The following is a 21,750-nucleotide window of genomic DNA, read 5'->3' on the forward strand; positions in this document are numbered from 1 at the left end:
TCAGCTCCCGGTGATCAGCTCCCGGCGGCCAGGGCCAGTGCCGGGAACAGGTCCTGGAACGGCGCCGCCGAGTCGATCCCGTCCCGGCCGAAGGGCGCGTCGAAGCTCCACACCATGAACAGCAGGAACACGATCAGCGCGCTGAACAGCCCCGCGAGCAGCAGCTCCCGCCCCGACCGGCGGATCTGCAGGGTGAAGATCAGCCCGACGGTGACCAGCCCGCCCGCGACCAGCCCCAGCCAGACCACCCCCGGCAGCGTGGACTCGTCGCTCTGCGTCCGCTCGTGGCGGGCGTCGTCGGCGGCGGCGATGTGGTCCAGCAGCGGCTGGTAGGCCTGGGCCTGGAGCTCGTTGCCCGGGCTCTGGTGGGTGACGTCGGTGCGCAGCTTGCCGAGCAGTTCGCCGCCCTCCGTGGAGACCGGGGCCCCGGAGGTCAGCCGCGGCCAGTCCACGCTGACGGTGTGGGACACGTAGGCGTCGACCTCGCCGCGGATCCGGTCGCGCACGGCGGCCGGGTAGACGTCGGCCCGCTGGGTGACCTCGTACAGGGACTGGGCCTCGCGGCGCACGCTGTCCTCGGCGGCGCCGCGCGCCTCCCAGACGCCCGCGATGGCCAGGCCGAGGACGATCGCGTAGACCACGCCGACCATCATCACCATGTATTCGAGGACGTCGGGGGTTTCGCTGGTGTCCTCGTCGGCGGCGACCCGGCGGTGCCGGATCGCGGTGAAGGCGAGGACGAGGGCGCAGACGAGCGCCATGGCGATGGCCAGGACCAGCCATTCGGACACGGGGGTTCTCCATAGGTCGAAAGGAGCGGACTGGGCGGACCGAGCGGACTCGGCGGACTGAAGCGGGCGGTTCGGCTAGCCGCGGCTCCGGGAACGGGGCCGCAGTGCGACGGCCGCGAGCACCGCCGGGGTCGTGACGACGACCATGAGCATGAGGGTGGACATACCGTCCGGGCCGCGCCGCGCCAGGGCCGCCGAGTGGTACGGGCGCACGTGGAAGCGCCCCGCCCCCGCGGCCCCCGCTGCGGCCCGCTGCGGAGCCGCCGCTCCGCCCGGGGCGGCCTCCGCGACCCCGGCCCGCCCCGCCGCGGCCGCCCGCGGCTGCGCCGCCGCAGGCCCTGCCTGCGCCGTCGGCCCCGGGCCGGGCTCCGCCGCCGGGCCGGGCCGGGCGGGAGCGAGCGGCCCCAGCCCCGGGTGACGCACCGTCGGCGCGGCCGGGCCGGGCAGCAGCACCCGCGGGGTGGACCGGGCGGACGGCCGCACGGCCGGAGCCGGACCGGGACCCGGAGCGGACGCGGAGGGCCCCCCGCGCGGCCGCGGCTGCGACCCGGCGGGAACGCACAGGTCGACCCGGGCGCCCCGCCCGTGGCCGTCTCCGGCGACCGCCACGTGACCGTGCAGCGGGCAGAGCGCCGCCACCAGGCCGGCCCCGGCGAAGTACTGCCAAGCGGTCACCGCGCGTTCTCCCGATTCCGCAGCAGGGATGAGGACTACGCCTGAAGAAACGATCACGGCGGTGCTTCGATACGCGGCAGACAGTCAAGATCAGCCCTAGGGGGTGTCCACTTCAGGCCACCGCGGGGCCGTCCAGTACCCGTCCCGATCCGGCCCCGGCCCGCCCCGGCTCCCGGACCCCCGCGGCCTCCGTTCACCCGTCCGGTCCACTCCGTCACGGCGCGGCCCGCTCCGCCCGCCGATGATCGGAGAACCCGATCCCGCAGCTCAGCGGGGTCGCCCCGGGGAGCACAGGGACGGTGGCAGGTGGACGCGGACGGCTCGCAGACCCTCGAAGCACAGGTCGACGCCCTGATGGACGGCCTCCGGGCCGACCTGGAACGGCTCGCGTCGATCCCCTCGGTCGCCTTCCCGGGATACCCGCCGGAGCCGGTCCTGGAGGCGCACGACCTGATCGTCTCCCTGCTGCGCGAGGCGGGCGTCCCCTCCGTCGAGCGGATCGACCTCCCCGACACCGCGCCGGTGATCTATGGCGAGATCCCGCCCCCGCACCCGGGCGCACCGACCGTCCTGCTCTACGGCCACTACGACGTGCAGCCCGCCGGCGCCGCGTCCCTCTGGCTCTCCCCGCCCTTCGAACCGACGCCCGTCGACGGGGTCCCCGGAGCCCTGCGGGCGCGCGGGATCGCCGACGACAAGTCGAACGTGATCGCCCACCTGGGCATGCTCCGGGTCTACGGCGGCCGGCCGCCCGTCGGGATCAAGCTGGTGATCGAGGGGCAGGAGGAGTACGGCAGCCCCTTCGACGACTACCCGCCCACCGATCCGGACCGGTTCGCCTGCGACGCGATGGTCATCGCCGACCTCGGCAACCTGCGCCCCGGCACCCCGACCCTGACCACCGGTCTGCGCGGCGCCTGCGAGGTCGTGGTGGAGGTGCGCACCCTCGCGGAGGCACGGCACAGCGGGGAGTTCGGCGGAGCCGCCCCCGACGCCCTGCTGGTGCTGCTCCGGGCACTGGCCACCCTGCACGACGAGCACGGGGACGTGGCGGTGCCCGGGCTGCGCCGCGATCCCTGGGAGGGAACCACCTACACCGAGGAGGAGTTCCGCGAGCTGGCCTCCGTCCGGGACGGGCTGCCGCTGATCGGCACGGGCTCGCTCGGGGAGCGGCTGTGGAGCGGGCCCGCCGTCACCGTCATCGGGCTGGACGCCCCGGACGTGGCGGGGGCCGCCTCGGCCGTGGTCCCGTACGCGCGGGCCAAGCTCAACCTGCGCTTCCATCCGCTCCAGGACCCGAAGCAGGCCCGGGCCGCGCTCGTGGCACACCTGCGCGCGCAGCGCCCCTTCGGGATCCCGCTCACGGTCACCCCCGGCGACACCGGCCCCGGCTTCGAGGCCCGCACGGGCGGGCCGGCGTACCGGGCGGCGCTGACCGCGCTGAAGGAGGCCTGGGGCACCGAGGCCTCGTACGTGGCCACGGGCGGCTCCATCCCGCTGGTGAACGGCCTCGCGCGGGCGGCTCCGGGCGCGGAGGTGCTGCTGTTCGGCGCCCAGGACAGCATGTGCAATCTGCACGCGCCGAACGAGCGGGTGCTGCTGTCGGAGGTGCGCAACACGGTGGTGGCGATGGCCGCCTTCGTCCGTGAGTACGCGGCGGACTTCGGCGCGGACTCCTCCCGGCCCGCGCGGGCCACGGAGTCCGCGGGAGGCGAGAAGTGACTACGACGCCTCCGGCCCCGCCCCGGATCCCGACCGTTCAGGAGCCGCCGCAGGAGCCGCCACCCGCGCGGAAGTTCTCCTTCCCCAGCGCCCTGACCATCCTGGCCGTCGTCACCGTCGGGATCTGGCTGCTGGCCTTCCTCGTCCCGGCCGGCGAGTACGACCGCAGCGACAGCGGGGCGCCCGTCTCCGGCACCTACCACCGGGTCGAGGGCACCCAGAGCTTCACCGACCGCCTGAACGACCTGTTCCTCTCCCCCGTCAACGGGCTCTACGGCCTCCAGGACCCCAAGACCGGCCAGGTCGGGCCCACCTTCAGCGGTGACCTGTACGGCAGCGCGGGAGTGTTCCTCTTCGTGCTCGCGATCGGCGCCTTCATCACCGTCGTGTTCGCCACCGGGGCCCTCGACCGCGGCATCGCCCGGCTGGCCCACCGGCTGCGCGACCGCGGGGCGCTGCTGATCGCCGCCGTGATGGTGGTCTTCTCGATCCTGGGCACCGTGGAGGGCTTCGCCGAGGAGACCCTCGGGTTCTACGGACTGCTGGTGCCGATGATGCTGGCCCTCGGCTACGACCGGCTGGTCGCGGTCGGCGCCGCCATCCTCGGCGCGGGCGTCGGCGTGCTCTGCTCGACGGTGAACCCGTTCGCGACGGGCGTGGCCTCCTCGGCGGCCGGCATCTCGCTCGGCGACGGGATCGGGCTGCGCTTCCTCATGTGGATCGTGCTGACCGCGGTGACCGTGCTCTACGTGATCCGGTACGCGCGGCGGGTCCAGAAGGACCCCGCCAAGTCGATCTGCGGGTTCCTGCCCGGGGACCGGGAGCAGAAGGCCACCGGCGCCGAATACCCCGAGGGCGCGGAACCGGAACTGACCGGGCTGCACAAGACGGTGCTGGTCCTGCTGGTCCTCGTCTTCGCCTTCATGATCTTCTCGGTGGTGCCCTGGTCGAGCGCGCTCACCGGCGATGCGGACGCGACCCCGTACGCCTGGGAACTGGACTGGTCCTTCGCCCAGTTGGCGGCGCTGTTCATCTGCGCGGCCGTGCTGATCGGCCTGGTCGCCCGGATGGGCGAGGCCAAGCTCAGCTCCACGATCATTCAGGGTGCCGCCGACTTCATCTCGCCCGCCCTGGTCATCATGCTGGCCCGCGGGGTCACGGTCATCATGAACAACTCGCAGATCACCGACACCGTGCTGCACTCCATCGAGGGCGTGGTGAAGGGGACTTCGTCCGGGGTCTTCGCGATCATCGTCTTCCTGGTGAACCTCCCGCTCGCCTTCCTGATCCCCTCCACCTCGGGGCACGCCACGCTCACCATGCCGATCCTGGCCCCGCTCGCCGACTTCGCGGGGGTCTCCCGCGCGCTGATGGTGACGGCCTGGCAGTCGGCGAGCGGCTGGATGAACCTCTGGGTCCCGACCACCGCCGTCACCATCGGCGGTGTCGCACTGGCCAAGGTCGGCTACGACAAGTACCTGCGCTTCGTCTGGCCGTTGCTCGGCATCCTCTTCGTGCTGATCTGCGGGTTCCTGGCCCTGGGCGCCGCGATGTGACGGCGCCGGCGCGTGCGGCGGCCCGCTCAGCGCCGTGAGGAACGCGCGCAGGGGCGCGACCCCGAACAGGTCGCGCCCCTGCGTGTGCAGATGCCCTGGAGCAGTGGTGCTCCGGAGGCCGGTACGGCTCAGGCCTCGGGGTTGCCGCCGAAGCGCTCGCGGTAGGACTCCAGGTCCTCTTCGGTGATCCTCGGGAAGAGCACCGGCGGAACCGTGAACGGCGTACCCGCCGGCACCGCGTCGAGGGACGCGGCCTGCTCCGGGGTGACCCAGGTGGCCGTGTCGTCGGCGAGGTCGAACGAGGAGCGCATGGCGCGCGCCGAGGCCGGGATGAACGGCTCGGAGACCACCGCGTACAGGTGGATGAGGTTCATCGCCGTGCGCAGGGTGAGGGCCGCACCGTCCAGGTCGGTCTTGACCTCCGTCCAGGGCGCCTTCTCGTCGAGGTAGGCGTTTCCGGCGGACCACAGGGCGCGCAGCGCGGCCGCGGCCTTGCGGTACTGGAGCGTGTCCATGTGGAGTTCGTACTCGGCCAGCAGCTCGGCGATCTGCGCGCCCAGCTTGGCCTCGCTCTCGCCGGCGGGGCTGCCGGCGGGGACCTCGTCGCCGAACTTCTTGCGGGAGAAGGTCAGTACGCGGTTGACGAAGTTGCCGAGGGTGCCGCCGAGGTCCTTGTTGACCGTGGCGGTGAAGTGCTCCCACGTGAAGGAGGAGTCGTCGGACTCGGGCGCGTTGGCGATGAGGAAGTAGCGCCAGAAGTCGGCGGGGAGGATCTCCAGCGCCTGGTCGGTGAAGACGCCGCGCTTCTGCGAGGTGGAGAACTTGCCGCCGTAGTACGTCAGCCAGTTGAAGGCCTTGACGTAGTCGACCATCTTCCACGGCTCGCGGACGCCGAGCTCGGTGGCGGGGAACATCACCGTGTGGAACGGGACGTTGTCCTTGGCCATGAACTGGGTGTAGCGGACGTCCTCGGCCTTGTACCACCAGGACTTGTAGTCGCGGTTGGCCGGATCGGCGTCCGCCCACTCCTTGGTGGAGGCGATGTACTCGATCGGCGCGTCGAACCAGACGTAGAACACCTTGCCGTCGGCGGCCAGCTCGGGCCACGTGTCGGCCGGGACCGGGACGCCCCAGTCGAGGTCGCGCGTGATCGCGCGGTCGTGCAGGCCCTCGGTCAGCCACTTGCGGGCGATGGAGGACGCGAGCTGCGGCCACTCCTCCTCGTGCTCCGCGACCCAGGCCTCGACCTCGACCTGGAGCTTGGACTGGAGGAGGAAGAGGTGCTTGGTCTCGCGGACCTCCAGCTCGGTGGAGCCGGAGATCGCCGAGCGGGGCTCGATCAGGTCCGTGGGGTCCAGGACGCGGGTGCAGTTCTCGCACTGGTCGCCGCGGGCCTTGTCGTAGCCGCAGTGCGGGCAGGTGCCCTCCACGTAGCGGTCCGGCAGGAAGCGGTCGTCGACCGGCGAGAAGACCTGCCGGATCGCGCGCTCCTCGATGAAGCCGTTCGCCTGGAGCTGGCGCGCGAAGTGCTGGGTGATCTCGCGGTTCTGCTCCGAGGAGCTGCGGCCGAAGTAGTCGAAGGACAGCTCGAAGCCGTCGTAGACCGCCTTCTGGGCGTCGTGGGCCTGCGCGCAGAACTCGGCGACCGAGAGGCCGGCCGCCTTCGCGGCGAGCTCGGCGGGGGTGCCGTGCTCGTCGGTGGCGCAGATGTAGAGGACGTCGTGGCCGCGCTGGCGGAGGTACCGGGAGTACACATCCGCCGGAAGCATCGACCCGACCATGTTGCCCAGGTGCTTGATCCCGTTGATATAGGGAAGCGCGCTGGTGATCAGGTGTCGAGCCATCCTCGGATGCTCCATTTCATATATGCCGGTACAACGTGACGTGCGGTTCATCGTATCGAACCGCCGAAACGCCACGCGCCGCATTTCTTCGGGGTGGACTGGGGGGTACAGCGCAGAACTGACGGGTGCAACGCAAAAGCGAGGACTGTGACCTCTGCGTCACGGCCCTCGCGCTGCGGTCATGGTACAGCGGGCCGGGCAGCCCCCGAACCGCCGTCCGCCCCGGTGGAACACCGTCCCACCGGGGCGCGCGGTCAGTCGCGGCCACCCCGGGCGCCGTCGATCGCGGTGATCCGGACGCCGCTCGCGAGCCTCGCCGTCAAAGTGGCCGCCGGACCCTGCGGACCGGCGACGGGGACGGTCAGGGTCCGGCCGACGGCCTCCGCGCGGACGGCGCCGGCCGCCGTGATGCCCGCGACCTCGCGGCTGCCGGCCGCCAGCAGGTACCAGCGGCCGGCCGGGGACCTCCACCGGGTGCCCGCGAGCAGGTGCTGTCCGAACCGTCCGCACGCGGCCGTCTCCCGGGCCCGCGCCACGTCCTGCGGAGCTCCGGAGGGCAGGCGCAGCTGGACCAGGACGTCGCCCGGACCCGCCCAGCCGGAGGCCCGGGTGCAGGTCCAGACGGCCCGGCCCGCGCCGTCGGGGAGTTCGGAGCCGGCGAAGTCCCAGATGTTGACGGCCCGCACCCCGCCGGCCCGGTACTCCCGCAGCCGGCAGGCGACCGGCGCCCACGCCGCCCGCGCGGCCGGTCCGGTGGCCTCGCGCGGCTGGCGCGCCGCCACCGCCGCCGGGCCGTCGGGAAGGGGCGTGTAGGTCAGGTGTACGGGGGTCAGCGCGCCCAGGTCGGCGAGGACGAAGGCGTGCTTCTCCACGATGCGGGCGGAGGAGGTCAGCTCCAGCACGGGCCACGCCGCGCAGGCTCCGCCCGGGTCGCCGGAGCCGGCGGAGCTGCCGCCGTCGTCCGTACGCGGGACCGCGGTCTCCTCGGTGACCCCGTCGGCGGAGACGGGCAGCGGCGTGGTCCCCTCCCCCGTCCGGAGCAGGTCGCGGGTGCCGGCCCGGGCGATCCACGGCGCGAGCAGGTACCTGGCCCGGCCGCCGTCCGTGCTCCCGCCGCCGCTCGCCGGGGACCGGCTGAGGACCAGCGCCGCGGCGGTGGTCACGTTCGCCTCGTCGGTACGGGCGAAGGCGAGCTCCCGGCCGCGCGGCCCGTCGGCGGCTTCGCCGTAGCGCACCACCCGGTCCCCGTCGAGCAGCAGGACGACCGCCCGCCCGGCGACGTCCCCCGCGTACAGGAGCTGCGGGGCGCGCAGCGGAGGGTCGGTGGCCGTGCCCGGCGCGGCCGTCACCGCCACCTCCCGGGGCCGGGCGGCCCAGGCCGCGAGCGCACGGGCGAGCAGACCGCGGTCGGCGGTGCGGGCGCCGCGCGCGGGCCAGGCGGTGAAGTCGACGCGGGCGGTGTCCGCCCAGGCCTCGGCGGGGACCCGGACCAGCCGGGCGGGGTCCAGCGCCCCGGCGACGGCCGGTCCGGCGAGCGGGGAGGCCTCGGGGCGGGGCGGGGAACCGTCGGCCGCGAGGATCACGGCGGCCAGGGCCAGCGCGGCCGCGGCGGTCCAGGCGGCCCGGGTACGGCGCCGTCGGCGCAGCAGGTCGGTGGGGCGGGCGCTGACCACGGCGGCATCGAACTCGGCGCCGCCCGGGCCCCGCAGGAGCGTTTCCCCATCGGTGCTCCCGCCGGCTTCCCGGGCGGCGCTCCCGGCGGCACCGCCGAAGCCGGCCCCGCTGAAGCCCGCCCCGCCGAAGCCGGCAGCGCCGAAGCCGGCCCCGCCCGCCGCCCCCGCCGGTGCTCCGCGGCCCGGCGGCGGAGCACCGCCGCGCACCGCACCGGGCTCCGTGGCGGCCCGCGCCTCCGGCGCCCGGGGCCCGGCCCCGCGGCCCGCTTCCGAGCACCCGGGGCCGCCCGCCCACTCCCGCCAGGCGGCCAGCGCCTCGCGCACGGCGTCGGCCGGGTCGGCCACCCCCGCCGCGCCGAGGAGCCGGGCCACCGCCTCCTCCGGGAGGCCGTCCATGCCGTGCAGCACGAACGCCGCCCGGACCGGCCCCGGCGCCGCGCCCAGCACCCGGGCCGGCTCGTCGATCCCGCCCGCCGGAGGCCACAGCCGCAGCCCCCAGACGAAGGGCGGCACCGGCGGCCACCCGAGCCCGGCCGCGGCGATGCGGGCCCGGCCGGACGGGGCCAGGCTCGCGCGCAGGACCCGTACGCGCACCTCGGTCAGAGGGCCGCCCGGCCCGTCGGGACCGGCCGGAGCCTGGGTACTTCCGCGCCCGCCGCGCGGGAGTGCCCGCTGGACGGCCTTGTGCGCGAGGAGTACCCGGGTATGGCGGCCCAGGGTGACCGGGAGCGTCACGTAGGAGAGCCGCACCAGTTGGGGGTAGTGCTCGACGAGGACGGCCTCGGCCTGCTCCACGGCGGTGGAGCCGAATCGCTGTGTTGTACCCACCCTCCGACAAACGAGTGAATCTTGGGATGGTCACATGCCGTGCTTTCCCGAGGGGCGCATATCGGGCGCATGAGAGAACGGCATATGCGTTTGCGCTGGTTGAGCGCGCGTGCGATCGACATCGATCAGCACATGATCATCACCGAACGTAATTCTTCCAGCTTTCGTCTCTGCGCCCTCCGAGTGCGCCCGCGCTGATTTCCTTGCCCCGCACACGGGATGGGGTGAGCGGTGAGCGATGGCAGCGGTCTTCCGGAGGAGTCCGGTGGCGGGGCCGTGGGTCTGCCGAGCCGGCGAAGGCGGCCCGCGCCCATGAGCCAGTGGAACGCGCCGGCGCGCCTGTCGTACTGGGCCTTCCACGCCGACCGGCGCCCGGCCTACATGCGGTTCGCGTACCTGCAGCTGGGCTCGGACGCGGCGGCCGAGGAGACGGTCGACGCCGCCTTCGACTCGATCATGGGCGAATGGCTGCGGATGCTGCACATGGACCGGCTCGACGCCTACGCGTGGACCGTCCTCAAACAGCGGCTGATAGACCGCCAGTTCCGCCGCAGCCCCTGGCCGGAGCCCATGGACACCAGTGCGTTCGAGGCGGCGCTCAAGGAAGCCCACGCGGAAGCCGACCAGTACGAGGTGCTCACCGACGCCATCCGCTTCTACTCCGCCGTCTCCCGGCTCGCCGAACGGCAGCGCGACGCCGTGCTGTTGCGGTACGGACTCCAGTGCACGCCCGGCGAAGCCGCCGCGATCATGGGGGTGGACGAGGCCACCGTCCGCTCGCAGCTCGGCCAGGCCCAGCGGCGGCTCGCCCGGCTGCTCGACGCCTCGGCCGAGTCATGAACCGCAACACGGGCCGCGGAACCCGCCGCGAGGACGGCGGACTCCCGCGCCCCCTGGAGCAGTTCCTGGCCCGGGCCGGCGTCCGCGACCGCTATCCGCACTACGACCTCGGCGCGGCGGAGGCCCGGCTGCTGCGGGCCGCCGACTCCACCGCCTCCGGCGCCCGGCCGCTCCCCGCTCCGGCCCCCCGGCGCGGCGGCACCCACGCCCGGCGCCGCACGCTGGGCTGGAGCGACCCCCTGCGCGACCTGCCGGTGGACTCCGAACGGGCCGGACGGGACCTCAAGGCCGCCTGCCTGGCCTCCGTGTGCACCACCGGGGCCCGGGAGCAGCTCGACGCCTTCGAGAGCGGCGGCCACGCCGACCTGCCCGGAGCCGTGGTCTTCGGCTGTCTGCTGCACCTGGCCGGACTGCGCGAAGGCGCCCGGTTCTGGTGGCAGTTCGCCGCCGGGTCCGGGCACAGTCGCACCATTCACGCCGCGTACTGCCTCTTCCTCGACCACTCCCGGCGCGGCGAGCACCACGACGCCCGGGTCTGGGCCCGGGAGCTGGGCCGGCGCCGCTTCCGGCCGAGCGGCCGCCGGGAGCTGCGCGAGGTACGGCTGTGCGCGCAGGCGGCCGTCCTGCGCTACGTCGACCAGCTCGACGACCCCGACCTGGGCCCGGTGCCGCTGCCCAGGCCCGGGGTGTCCCGGGCGCTCGACGCGTTCCGGCCGCCGGCCGCCCCGGCGCGGCCGCCCCGGCCGGGGGCGGGCCGCCTGGGGGCGGGTCCGCTGCGCCACCCCGCGCTGACGGCGGCGGCCCGCGGGACCGTGGTCCAGCCCGGCGGGAGCGAGGCCCTGGAGACCGCCCGGCGCGCCCTGGCCGTCGTACGGGTCCTGCAACGGCGGCCGCTCGGCGTACGGGCCGGCCGGCTCGGGCGGGAGGCCGGCCTGGCCGGGGCGGAGCTCCGGCCGCTGCTGTCCATGCTCTGCGAGGAGGGGTACGCGTACCGCCCCGGCGTCGGGGTCTACGCCCCCGGGCCGGCCCTCGACCTGCTGGCGGCCCCGGGCGGCCGGGGGCTGGCGGCCCAGTTGCAGCGCACGCTGGCCCTGGCGCGGGACAGCGCGGGGGCTGCCGTGTACCTGAGCCGGTACGCGGAGGGGGAGGTCCGGATCACCCAGATGGCGGACGGCCCCGGCGCCCCGCCGGTGCGGGAGTGGGTGGACTTCCGGGACGCCGCGCACGCCAGCGCGGTGGGCAAGTGCCTGCTGAGCCAGCTCGATCACGACGGCCGCGCCGACCACGTGGCCCGGCACCGGCCCGCCCGGCTCACCGAGCGGACCATCACCGACAGCCGGGCCCTGTTCAGCGCGCTCGACGCGGTGGCCCCGGGGGCGCCCGTCTTCGACCTGCGCGAGTACGCCCCGGGCGTGGTGTGCGCGGCCGTCCCCCTGGCGCTCGGCGACGCGGCGGGCAGCCTCGCCCTGTCCCTGCCCGGCGGGCACGCGCACCGGCTGGGCCGGGCCACGCAGGCGCTCCGGCTGAAGGCCGTCCCGGTGCTCCTCGCGCTGCTCCTGGCGGGGGCCATCCCGCCGGACGGCGCGGCGCAGGCCTCGGAGGACGGCGCGGCGGAGACTGCGGGATCCACCGGGACCCACGGGCCGCAACCGCGGCCGGAACCGCAAGCCGGGCCGCTGCCGGTCCCGGTGACGGCGGAGACCCTGCGCCAGCTGCGCCGGGTCTTCCGGACCCCGCTGCCGCGGGCCGCCACCGGCGGGGCGGAGGGGCCGCACCTGGTCAGCGACAGCGACTCGGAGGCGGCGTACCTCTTCGATGCCCCCCGCGGCGACGGGGCCCCGGGCCTGGCGCTCCCGCGCACCTTCGGCCCGCTGGTCCCGGGCAGCCTGCGGACGGCCGACGGTCAGGACGGGCTGGTGGTGCTGCGCACCTGACCGGGGAGGAGACCGGGTCGGGTGCGGGCCGGCGTGGTCAGGGGGCGACGGTGCCGGGTGCGCCGGGCACGAAGGTGGCCACGGCGGCGTCGAAGTGCCGCTTGGCAGCGGGGAGTTCGTCGACCGGAGCGGAGACCCAGATGTCGTACATCCGGCCGTTCTGGTCCCAGCAGAGGTCGTAGGTGTGCCGGGGGCCCTCGGCCGCGTCGAAGCCGTTCCAGGTGAACTCCCACAGGGCCGCCGGAAGTTCGCCGTAGGTCGTGGCGAGGACCGAGCCGCCGCGGTAACCGGGGTTGGTTTCGGGGCCCTTGGCGTGGGCCTGCCGCATCACGCCGAGCGGACCGCCGGGCACCGGCATCTTCACCCGGATCCCGACGCGGAAGGCCCCGTCCGGGGAGACGTAGAAGACCCGCTGGTCATCGGTGGCCCGCTGGTACCCCTCGGGCACGGCGATGGTGAAGCCCTGCGGGTCCACGAAGGTCCGGTACCCGACGGGCGGCCCGCCCGGGGTGGCACCCGCCGGACTCGGGGCCGGTCCGGCCCCGCTCGGGGTACCGCCCACCGGACTCGGGGCCGTCAGCGGGCCCGCGGAACCGCCGGGAGCCTCCTGCACGCTCCGCGAGCCCTGCTCCGCCTCCCCCGCTCCGAACAGCGAGCGCAGCGGGTCGACGCCCGCCACCAGCCCGCCCGCCACCAGGACGACGGCGGCCGCGAGGGCTCCGAGGCCCAGGCCCCGCCGGGTGGCGACGCGCTGCCTGGCCGTCGGGCGCGGGGCCACGGCCGGGGCCGTCAGCCCTTCGGACTCCGGCCCGGGCGCGGGGGCCGGCGCGGGGGCGGGCCCCGCTACGGGACCGGCGACGGCCCCGCCGCCGGGGCCGGAGCCGTCCGTCCGCTCGGAGCCCGGACGCCCCTCGGCGTCGACGGCCCCGGGCACGCGGTCGCCCGGCGCGGGGACGCGATCGGCCTGCGCGGGGACGCGATCGGCCTGCGCGGGGACCCGGTCGGCCTGCGCGGGGACGCGATCGGCCTGCGCGGGGACCCGGTCGGCCTGCGCGGGGACCCGGTCCGCCTGCGCCGGGACCCGGTCGACCGACACCGGGCCGCCGCCGGCCAGGTACGCCGACAGCAGCCGGTCCGCCTCCGCCGCCGCCATCCTCCGCTCCGGATCGCGTTCCAGCAGGCCCCGGATGACCGGCAGGAGCGGCCCCGCCTGCGCGGGCGGGCGGATCTCCGCGGTGACCACGGCGTGCAGGACGCCGCCGAGGGAATCGCGGCGGAAGGGCGATTCCCCGGTCAGCGCGGTGCACATGAGCGCGCCGAGCGACCACAGGTCGGCGGCCGGCCCGGCAGCGGCTCCCTGGATCCGCTCGGGGGCGGTGTACTCCGGCGAGCCGACGAAGGCGCCCGTCTCACTGATGGTGGTGGCCCCGGAGAACCGGGCGATGCCGAAATCGGTGAGCACCACCCGGCCGGTCCCCGACTCCATCAGGACGTTGGCCGGCTTCACGTCCCGGTGGAGCACTCCCCTGCCGTGCGCCGCGGTCAGGGCGCCGAGCAGGGCGAGTGCCGTACGGGCCGTCTCGACCGGGGTGAGGGTCTTCCCCGCGGAGATCAGGTCGGCGAGCGAACCACCGTCGACGAGTTCCATCACGATGCAGGGGCGCCCGCGGTGTTCGACGACGTCGTGGACCACGACGACGTGGGGGTGGCGCACGTGGGCCACGGCCCGCGCCTCGCGCAGCGCCCCCGCGCCCGCACCGTCCCCGTCGTCCTCGCCCGCGTGCAGTTCCTTGACGGCGACCGGACGCCCGAGCAGTTCGTCGGCGGCCCGCCAGACGGTACCCATCCCGCCCCGGCCCAGCCGGTCTTCCAGGCGGTACCGCCCGGCCACCACGACAATGCCGTGCGCCTCGTCCTGTGCCACCGCGATCCCCCCTCACCCGATCCCGGAGCCATGATGCCGTAGCCCGCTCCCCCATCGGCCGAGCCCGCCGCACTCTAGAATCGCGTCGGGCGGCACCGGCACAGATCTACGGGGGAACACGTGGAACCCACGGCCATCGGCCTCAAGTTGGCGACGGCCGTGATCGGCCCCCTCGTCAGGAAGTTCTTCGTCGCCGACGCTCCGGGGGCGGGGCTGGTCGACAAGCCGGTCCGGCTCTCCGGGTACGTCTCGTTCAGGGGCGAGAAGCGCACCCTCACCGAGTCCGACGTACGCACCCTGGCCGCCACCCTCGTCCGGCAGGCCCTGAGCCCCGGCGAACGCCGGATCCCGGCGGACGAGGAGAACGCCGTCACCGACGCCCTCGCCGCCACCCTGCACGCCCTGGGCGACCTCACCATCACCGACGTCGACGCCGTCCGGCTCGGCCCGGAGGCCTTCGCCCGCGAACTGCGCCGCGCGGCCGACCGCCCGGAGCGCCACCTCTCGGCCGACGCCACGCACTTCTACGAGGCCCTGCTGGGCGCCGCCTGCCTGCACATCCTGGAGTTCTTCACCCAGCGCAAGACCTTCACGGCGCACGCGCTGGTCGGCCAGACCCGGGCCGTCCACGAACTGACGGCGAAGACGGACGAGTTGATCCGGCGCACGCCGCTCCCCGACGCGACGGACGCCGCGTTCGAGGCGACGTACCTCCCGTACGTGGCGAGGAAGCATTCCAAGCTCACCATCTACGGCATCGACTTGAGCAACTCTCCGGGGCGCTGGCCGCTGGACGTGGCCTACCTCAGCCTGGAGGCGGCGCCGCTGGGGCGCGCGGGGACTTCCTGGGACGCCTACGAGACCGCGGAGGACTTCCTCGCCTCGCAGCCCGTCCTGGAACCCCAGCCTGCTGAGCAGGCATTGGCCCGCACCCCGCGCGTCCTCCTGCGGGGCGAGGCCGGTTCGGGCAAGACCACGCTCGTCCAGTGGCTGGCCGTCACCGCCGCGCAGCAGGACCGGCCGGACCGGCCTGCGTACCTCCGCGGCCGGATCCCCTTCGTGCTCCCCCTCCGCACCCTCACCCGCCATGGCGAACGCCTCCCCGCCCCCAAGGACTTCCTCGCCGCGATCGGCTGCCCCCTCGCCGGCTCCCAGCCCGCCGGATGGGAACACCGGGTGCTCGCCGCCGGGCGGGGACTGGTCCTGATCGACGGCATCGACGAGATCCCGGAGCCCGAGCGCGAGCGGACCCGCCGCTGGCTGCGGGACCTCATCGACACATACGGCGACACCGGCAACCGCTGGCTGGTCACCTCGCGCCCCTCGGCCGTCGGCCAGGACTGGCTCGCGGAGGAGGCCTTCAGCGAGCTGACGCTGTCCTCCATGGGGCGCGCCGACACCGCCACATTCATCAGGCGCTGGCACGCGGCCACCCGCGACGGATCCGAGGCCAACGCCGAACTCGACGCGTACGAGGCGCAGCTGCTCACCGCCGTCCGAACCAAGCCGGACCTCGGCCGGCTGGCCACCAACCCCCTGATGTGCGGCCTGATCTGCGCCCTCCACCGCGACCGGCGGGGTTATCTCCCGCACGGCCGGAAGGACTTGTACGAGGCCGCGCTCTCCATGCTGATCAGCCGCCGTGACCGGGAGCGGGACATGAACGTCCCCGACCTCCGGGAGGAGCCGCAGCTCGAACTCCTCCAACGGCTCGCTTACTGGCTGATCAAGAACGGCCGTACGGAGATGGACCGTTCCCAGGCCGAGGACATCATCGGCCGGGCCCTGCCCGCCGTCCCGGAGGCGGCAGCGCTGGGTGAGGCACCGGCCGTCTTCGACCACTTCCTCCAGCGCAGCGGCCTGCTCCGCGAACCGGCCCCGGGGACGGTGGACTTCGTCCACCGGACCTTCCAGGACTTCCTGGGCGCACGGGCGGCGGTGGAGGAGGGCGACTTCGGCCTGCTCGCCGCGCACGCCGCAGACGATCAGTGGGAGGACGTCATCCGCATGGCGGTCGCCCTGGCCCGGCCGCGCGAGCGGGTGGCCCTCTTCGAGGACATGCTGGGCCTCGGTGACCGCACCCAGGACGAGCGCGCCCGCTTCCGCGTCTACCTCCTCGCCGCGGCCTGCCTGGAGCACGCCACGACGCTGGAGCCGGCCGTCCGCGCGGCAGTGGAGGAACGCACCGCCAGGCTGATCCCGCCGAACAGCGAGGACGAGGCCCGCGCCCTGGCGCACGTGGGCCCCTTGATCCTGGACCTGCTCCCCGGCCCGGACGCCGTCGGCCCATCGGACGCGCGCCACGTGGTCATCGCGGCCTCCCACGTCGCGTCCGACGCCGCCGTCCCCTTCCTGGCGCAGTACGCCGCCGGACGGGACGCGCCCCTCGACATCCGCAGCCAGCTCGTGTGGGCCTGGTCGCGCTTCGACACCGTGCGGTACGCGGAAGAGGTCATCGCGCGGCTGAACCCGGCGGGACTGAACCACACCGTCACCTCCGACGAGCAGATCCACCTCCTGGAGCGACTGGGGGTGCCCGTGGAATCCCTGGACGTCAGGAGCGGCCCGACGGGGGAAGTCCTCGCCTCCTACCTCTCCCGGCACGCGCTGACGGCCTTGCACCTCTCGGATCGCAACGTTCCGGACCTGTCCTTCCTGGTCGGCCAGACGCGGCTGGAAACGTTCACCGCCGCGCGGTGCGCCCCGGTCTCCGATCTCTCTCCGCTCGCCGGGCTTCCCCTCCAGCGGCTGGTCATCGACATCGGGACGGACGTGGTCCTGCGTCCGCTGTGGCAGCTGCCCGGCCTCCGCAGCCTCTCGGTGTTCGGCGTGGACCTCCAAAGCTGGACGCCGGCCGATTTCCCGCCACACGCTCCCCTCCGGCAGCTCCATATGTACAGCCACCTCCCGCACCGGTCGCAGCTCACGGGGATCAGCCGCTTCCCCCTGCTCGAATCCCTCGGATTCTCCGGCTCCGCGACGGCCGAGGACTGGCGGGAGTTCGCCGGCCTTCCGGCGCTCTCCCACCTCACCGTGGAGGCGGACTCCTTCCGCGCCCTTCCGCCGGACGTCGTGCTTCCGGAACTCACACGCCTCGACGTGAGCGACCTCGAGGAGACGGTCACCGGGCAGAAGATCATCGACAGGCTGCCCCACGCCTTCCCCCGGCTCACCCACTGCAGGCTCTGGGGCGTGCCGGCCCTGACGGGTACCGTCGACCTGTCCCCCCTGGCAGGCGCGCGCGCCCTCGAGGACCTCGGCATCGGCTTGCCCGCGGCCCAGCTGGACGGTCTCGCCACGCTGCCCTCCCGGATCACCGTCACCACCGAATTCTGACTGGACTTTCGGTCACCCGTCCACGCGTGCCGCCCGGCCCTCCGGGTAAGGTGTCGGACCGTGGCTGATCGTCGAACGGCAATCATGGAAGGCGCCGCGCGGGTCATCGCCCGGCGCGGCGTCCGCGGCCTGCGCGTGGAGGAGCTCGCCGCCGAGGCAGGCGTGTCCACGGCCCTGATCTACTACCACTTCAAGGACCGCGCGGGGATCCTCCGCGCCACCCTGGAGTTCATCAACGACCGCGCCGGCCGGTACACCGCGGAGCGGGACCCCGCCGATCCGGTGCTCGACGCCCTGGGCGAGCTGGAGCAGACGCTGCTGCTGGAGTTCCAGGACGACCCCGCGGTCCGGGAGAACAGCACCGCCTGGGGCGAGCTCCGGGCCAGCGCCGTGTTCGACCCCGACCTGCGGGAAGACCTTGCCGGCGCCACCCGGGTGTGGATCCTGGAGGTGAGCGAGCTGCTCGGGCAGGTCCACCCGATGGCCCCGGCCGCCACCCTCACCGGCGCCGCCGAGCGGCTGACCGCCCTGGTCGAGGGGCTGAGCTCGCGCTGGCTCAGCGGCAGCCTGCCGCTCGCGCACGCCCGTGAGTTGATGGTGTCCTCCATCGGCGCCGAGCTGGACCGCCTCGCCCGCGACGCCGCCTGAGCCGCAGGTCTCGTAAGGCAGTTTCACCAGACACCCCTCCTCCCCCAGGGGGCACGCACGGCCCGCGCCTTGACTGAATTTTCAGTCAGTGACAGAGTTCCCGCCATGGCCGCTCTCGGCACCCCACCTGCTCCGGAGGCTCACCGATGCACGAATCCCCCGACGACAGCCGCTCGCTCCTCGGCCGTTTCTTCGGCTCCACCCCCTCCCGACGACGCGTCCTCGGGGCGGCCGGACTCGGCGCGGCAGGCGTCGCGCTCGGCACCGCGGCCGCCGCGGCTCCGGGGGCGCTGCGTGCGCCGAGCCCGGCGGTGCAGCGCTGGCGGGTGGACCTCGACGACGTTCCCCACACCCGTACGTGGATGTCCTGGCCCTCCCGCTCCTCGATCTGGGGCGGCCGCGCGCTGACCGGGGTCCAGGAGGACATCGCGCTGATCGCGAAGACGATCGCGCGCTACGAGCCCGTCGTGATGTGCGCACCGGACTCCTCGACGGCCGCCACCGCCCGCTCCTGGTGCGGCCCGGGCGTGACCGTGACCACCGCCATCGGCACCGACGACCTCTGGATGCGCGACATCGCCCCGGTCTTCCGCCGGGACGGCCGCGGCGGGCTCGACGCGATCGGCCTGAACTTCAACGACTGGGGCAACAAGCAGGCCCACTCCTACGACGCCCACGTAGCGGAGAGCGTCGCCTACGAGGCCCATCTCCCCTTCAGCAAGACGGACTTCGTCGGCGAGGGCGGGGCGATCGAAACCGACGGCGACGGCACCGTGATGGCCACGGAGAGCAGCCTCGTCAACAAGAACCGCAACCGGGGCTGGAGCCGTGCCGAGGTCGAGGAGGCCGTTCTGTACGCGTACGGCGCCGACAAGATGATCTGGGTGCCCGGCATCAAGGGCAAGGACATCACCGACGACCACATCGACGTGACCTCGCGCTTCGTCCGGCCCGGTGTGGTGATGGTCCAGGTGCCGCCCGCGGGACGCGACGACGCCTGGGCGCGCGATGCCCGCGAGCAGTTCGCCATCCTCTCCGCCGCCACGGACGCCCGGGGCCGGCGGCTGACCGTCATCAAGGTCGACGGCCCCGACACCACGCGCTCGAAGAACGCCGAGTTCGTCGACTCGTACATGAACTTCCACGTGGTCAACGGGGCTGTCATCACGGCCCAGTTCGGGGACTCCGCGAAGGACGCGGCGGCCAAGCAGGCGCTGGCGGCCGCGTTCCCCGGCCGGACCGTGGTGCAGCTCGACGTCGACCGCCTGATGGCCGGCGGCGGTGGCATCCACTGCTCCACGATGGCCGAACCGCGCGCGTAGGCACCGCCGTTGCACGTCCTGCCGGTCCTGCCGAAGCCCCCGGCACCGGCAGGACCGACCGGACCCCCGCTAAGCGACGCCGGAGGGCGCGTCCCCCGGGACCTGCGGGCGGAGGTCCAGCATGCAGAGCACCTTGTCGTAGCGGCGTTCGCCGACCGCGACGAAGCGGGGCAGTCGCCCGTACTCGGTGAACCCGAGGGAGGAGTAGAGCCGCAGGGCCCGGGTGTTGTCGCCCCGCGCATCCAGCGTGAGGACCTCGATGCCGGCCCTGCGGGCGTCCTCGACGAGAGCCGCGGCCAGTGCCCGGCCTAGCCCGAGTCCGTGGGCCTGCGCGGCGACGGCGAGCTTCTCCAGGTCCGCGTGCGGCCGGTGGGTGGGGCGGGCGTAGCGCTGCCAGTAGCCGAGGCCGACGAGCCGGTCTCCGAGGCAGGCGGCGCGCAGGGCCGCGTCCCCGGTCCGTACGGCGGCCAGGACCCCGTCGAGGAGCTCCGCCACCTCGTCCCGCCCGGGCGGTTCGACCCAGCCCAGCGCGGCGCCCCCGGCGACGAGCTCGGCCAGGATCCGGTGCGCCGCCCCGGCGAACCGGGCTGCCCCTTCCGGGTCGGACACCAGCTCCAGGGCGTCGACGACCACCGCTCCGGCGGCCGCGCCGCCCGTCTCCCGATCCATGTCCGGCAGCCTAGGGGGTCTCTTTCGGATCTTGTGCGCCGCTGGCCCGGCCCGATCGGCATGGCGCTCCTTAAGCGGCCAGTTCCCCGTCGATCGCGTCGGACATGAGCCGGCGTGCGTGCTCCAGGGGCAGCGAGCCGCTCAGCCACCGGACGCTGAGGCCTTCGAGGAGGGCCGTCAGGCGCTCGGCGGCGGCCGCGTGCTGGGGCGCCGTGCCGGCGGGGTGGGCCTGGGCGAGGAGGTAGGAGATCTCGTGGACCCAGCTGTGCGTGGCCTTGGCCACGTCCTCGCGCAGGTCGGGATCGAATACGGCGCTGGCCCGCAGCTCGCCCCAGGCGGTGCTGTTCTCCCGCACCTCCGGGGTTTCCTGGAGTTCGAGGAGCAGGGTCCGCTTGAGCTCGTCACGGGGGCTCTCGGGATCGTCCGAGCCGTCCTCGCGCTCGGCCGTGTACCGATCGGCGCGGTCGCTGATGAACTCCAGCGTGCGGCGCAGGATCCCGGCGCGGTCGGTGAAGTGGTAGTAGATCAGCGAGGTGGACACGCCCGCTTCGGCGGCGAGCTCCCCCACCCGGAGCCCGCGCACGCCGCGGCGCGCGATCACTCGCGTGGCGGCTCTGAGTATTTCCGTTCGACGGTCTGACACGAAGGGTCACTCTACCCGTCGACTCCGTCACCTGGGGCTTTTCCTGACCGTAACATCAGGCGCCCGTTTCGGCGGGAAAGCCGTGATCATGCCGGTTCAGGGGCCCCGCACCACCCCGCTCGATACGCGGTGTGACCGATTCCGCATCAGCCTGGCCAGAACCATTGACTGAATTTTCAGTTTGATGGACGATGCGAACACCCCTTACGAACGCTGACTGAATTTTCAAACAGGAGTGGATCATGACCAGTTTCCGCATGCCGGCCGAGTGGACGGACCACGAGGGCTGCCTGATGGCGTGGCCGACCCGGCAGGAGCTGTGGGGCGAGGTCTTCGACGAGGTCAAGGTCGAGTACGCCCAGGTCGCCGGTGCGATCGCGGAATTCGAGCCGGTCACCATGGTCGCGCTGCCCGGCAGCGGCGACGAGGCCCGCGCACTGTGCGGTGAGGGCGTCGAGGTGATCGAGCTTCCGATCGACGACTCCTGGTTCCGGGATTCCGGGCCGATCTTCGTGCTCGGACAGGACGGCCGGCGGGCGGGCGTGGACTTCCGCTTCAACGCCTGGGGCGGCAAGCACTTCCCCTACGACACCGACGACAAGATCGCCGCGGCCCTGCTGGCGCATCTGAACGTGGACCGCATCGACTCCGGGATGATCCTCGAAGGCGGCGCGATCACGGTCGACGGCGAGGGCACGCTGATCACCACCGAGCAGTGTCTGCTGCACCCGAACCGCAACCCCGACATGACCAAGGAGGAGATCGAGGCGGAGCTGATCGCCCGCCTCGGCGTCACCAAGGTCATCTGGCTGCCGTACGGCGGTCTGCTGGACACGGAGACCGACGGGCACGTGGACGGCGTCTGCGCCTTCGTCGCCCCCGCCACCGTCGTCGTCCAGCTCCCGAGCGATCCCGCGCACCCCGACTACGAGCGCATGCGCGTCAACCGCGCCGTCCTGGAGGGGTCCCTCGACGCCGCCGGCCGCCCCTTCACGATCATCGACCTGCCGCAGAGCAACCTCGTCGAGGTGGACGGCAAGGAGACCGAGGTCGGCTACCTGAACTTCTACATCGCCAACGGCGGGGTCGTCGTCCCGATCGCCGGCACCACCGAGGACGAGGGCGCCCTCGCCGTCATCGCGTCCGCGCTGCCCGGCCGCAAGGTCGTCGGAGTCCGCTCGCGCGTGATCGCGTACGGCGGTGGCGGCGTGCACTGCATCACCCAGCAGATCCCCGCCGCCGGCCGCACCGCCTGACCGGCTCGCCCCCTTCGCCGTGCCCGGGCCGGCGGCCCGCTCCCGAGCCTCCCCTCCTCGATCCGCGCGCCGCCCGCCCGTACCTCCCC

General features: G+C 73.9%; 14 protein-coding genes and 1 pseudogene. 8 read left to right on the top strand and 7 right to left on the bottom strand.

Going from position 1 to position 21,750, the window contains the following annotated elements; genetic code table 11:
- Positions 1–14: 14 nt before the first annotated feature.
- Together ACIA8F_RS31520 and ACIA8F_RS31525 are read right to left on the bottom strand one after the other, a co-directional pair.
- Entirely contained in the window at positions 15–791 is a 777-nt protein-coding gene (locus ACIA8F_RS31520; RefSeq protein WP_399383909.1) for a hypothetical protein, read from the bottom strand.
- Positions 792–866: 75 nt separating this feature from the next.
- Positions 867–1,466, bottom strand: coding sequence for a hypothetical protein (locus tag ACIA8F_RS31525; RefSeq protein ID WP_399383911.1), 600 nt, complete (start codon positions 1,464–1,466; stop codon positions 867–869).
- A 306-nt stretch (positions 1,467–1,772) separates the two neighbouring features.
- Between ACIA8F_RS31525 and ACIA8F_RS31530 the strand changes: the two genes are divergently transcribed.
- Positions 1,773–3,188 carry a M20/M25/M40 family metallo-hydrolase gene (locus ACIA8F_RS31530; RefSeq protein WP_399383913.1) on the top strand — a complete coding sequence of 472 codons (1,416 nt, stop codon included), beginning with the start codon at positions 1,773–1,775 and terminating at the stop codon, positions 3,186–3,188.
- Positions 3,189–3,214: 26 nt separating this feature from the next.
- A complete protein-coding gene (locus ACIA8F_RS31535; protein WP_399384018.1) occupies positions 3,215–4,744 on the top strand; it encodes a YfcC family protein in 1,530 nt (509 codons plus the stop codon).
- Between the two features lie 128 nt (positions 4,745–4,872).
- On the opposite strand, the gene metG is transcribed toward ACIA8F_RS31535, so the two are convergent.
- Positions 4,873–6,588 (bottom strand): methionine--tRNA ligase, encoded by a 1,716-nt coding sequence (metG, locus tag ACIA8F_RS31540; RefSeq protein ID WP_399383914.1) that lies wholly within the window; start codon positions 6,586–6,588, stop codon positions 4,873–4,875.
- 254 nt (positions 6,589–6,842) lie between these two features.
- Positions 6,843–9,089 (bottom strand): hypothetical protein, encoded by a 2,247-nt coding sequence (locus ACIA8F_RS31545; protein ID WP_399383916.1) that lies wholly within the window; start codon positions 9,087–9,089, stop codon positions 6,843–6,845.
- A gap of 312 nt (positions 9,090–9,401) precedes the next feature.
- Here ACIA8F_RS31545 and ACIA8F_RS31550 point away from each other — a divergent pair, with 312 nt between their 5' ends.
- Both ACIA8F_RS31550 and ACIA8F_RS31555 read left to right on the top strand, forming a co-directional pair.
- Complete coding sequence (locus ACIA8F_RS31550) at positions 9,402–9,929, top strand: RNA polymerase sigma factor (RefSeq protein WP_399383918.1); 528 nt, start codon at positions 9,402–9,404, stop codon at positions 9,927–9,929.
- Positions 9,930–10,741: 812 nt separating this feature from the next.
- Positions 10,742–11,488, top strand: a pseudogene (locus tag ACIA8F_RS31555) (IclR family transcriptional regulator C-terminal domain-containing protein); the annotation flags it as partial.
- A gap of 412 nt (positions 11,489–11,900) precedes the next feature.
- Here the strand turns inward: ACIA8F_RS31555 and ACIA8F_RS31560 are convergent.
- Complete coding sequence (locus ACIA8F_RS31560) at positions 11,901–13,709, bottom strand: protein kinase (RefSeq protein WP_399384020.1); 1,809 nt, start codon at positions 13,707–13,709, stop codon at positions 11,901–11,903.
- A 198-nt stretch (positions 13,710–13,907) separates the two neighbouring features.
- Between ACIA8F_RS31560 and ACIA8F_RS31565 the strand changes: the two genes are divergently transcribed.
- The 3 genes from ACIA8F_RS31565 (at position 13,908) to ACIA8F_RS31575 (ending at position 19,093) form a co-directional block, all read left to right on the top strand.
- Positions 13,908–17,123 carry an NACHT domain-containing protein gene (locus ACIA8F_RS31565; RefSeq protein ID WP_399383920.1) on the top strand — a complete coding sequence of 1,072 codons (3,216 nt, stop codon included), beginning with the start codon at positions 13,908–13,910 and terminating at the stop codon, positions 17,121–17,123.
- A gap of 84 nt (positions 17,124–17,207) precedes the next feature.
- Entirely contained in the window at positions 17,208–17,771 is a 564-nt protein-coding gene (locus ACIA8F_RS31570) for a TetR/AcrR family transcriptional regulator (protein ID WP_399384022.1), read from the top strand.
- Between the two features lie 146 nt (positions 17,772–17,917).
- A complete protein-coding gene (locus ACIA8F_RS31575) occupies positions 17,918–19,093 on the top strand; it encodes an agmatine/peptidylarginine deiminase (RefSeq protein ID WP_399383921.1) in 1,176 nt (391 codons plus the stop codon).
- 69 nt (positions 19,094–19,162) lie between these two features.
- On the opposite strand, the gene ACIA8F_RS31580 is transcribed toward ACIA8F_RS31575, so the two are convergent.
- Together ACIA8F_RS31580 and ACIA8F_RS31585 are read right to left on the bottom strand one after the other, a co-directional pair.
- Positions 19,163–19,762 (bottom strand): GNAT family N-acetyltransferase, encoded by a 600-nt coding sequence (locus ACIA8F_RS31580; RefSeq protein ID WP_399383922.1) that lies wholly within the window; start codon positions 19,760–19,762, stop codon positions 19,163–19,165.
- Positions 19,763–19,832: 70 nt separating this feature from the next.
- Entirely contained in the window at positions 19,833–20,405 is a 573-nt protein-coding gene (locus tag ACIA8F_RS31585; RefSeq protein ID WP_399383924.1) for a TetR/AcrR family transcriptional regulator, read from the bottom strand.
- A 242-nt stretch (positions 20,406–20,647) separates the two neighbouring features.
- Here ACIA8F_RS31585 and ACIA8F_RS31590 point away from each other — a divergent pair, with 242 nt between their 5' ends.
- A complete protein-coding gene (locus ACIA8F_RS31590) occupies positions 20,648–21,661 on the top strand; it encodes an agmatine/peptidylarginine deiminase (protein WP_399383925.1) in 1,014 nt (337 codons plus the stop codon).
- Positions 21,662–21,750: the final 89 nt, after the last annotated feature.

The sequence above is a fragment of the Streptomyces sp. NPDC051563 genome, assembly GCF_044454225.1.
Classification (GTDB): Bacteria; Actinomycetota; Actinomycetes; order Streptomycetales; family Streptomycetaceae; genus Streptomyces.

Excerpts from the sequence above, each read along its gene's own strand:
- ACIA8F_RS31560 (WP_399384020.1), bottom strand. The coding sequence starts at position 13,709 with ATGGGTACCGTCTGGCGGGCCGCCGACGAACTGCTCGGGCGTCCGGTC.
- ACIA8F_RS31550 (WP_399383918.1), top strand. The coding sequence starts at position 9,402 with ATGAGCCAGTGGAACGCGCCGGCGCGCCTGTCGTACTGGGCCTTCCAC.
- ACIA8F_RS31580 (WP_399383922.1), bottom strand. The coding sequence starts at position 19,762 with ATGGATCGGGAGACGGGCGGCGCGGCCGCCGGAGCGGTGGTCGTCGAC.
- ACIA8F_RS31570 (WP_399384022.1), top strand. The coding sequence starts at position 17,208 with ATGGAAGGCGCCGCGCGGGTCATCGCCCGGCGCGGCGTCCGCGGCCTG.
- ACIA8F_RS31590 (WP_399383925.1), top strand. The coding sequence starts at position 20,648 with ATGACCAGTTTCCGCATGCCGGCCGAGTGGACGGACCACGAGGGCTGC.
- ACIA8F_RS31575 (WP_399383921.1), top strand. The coding sequence starts at position 17,918 with ATGCACGAATCCCCCGACGACAGCCGCTCGCTCCTCGGCCGTTTCTTC.
- metG (WP_399383914.1), bottom strand. The coding sequence starts at position 6,588 with ATGGCTCGACACCTGATCACCAGCGCGCTTCCCTATATCAACGGGATC.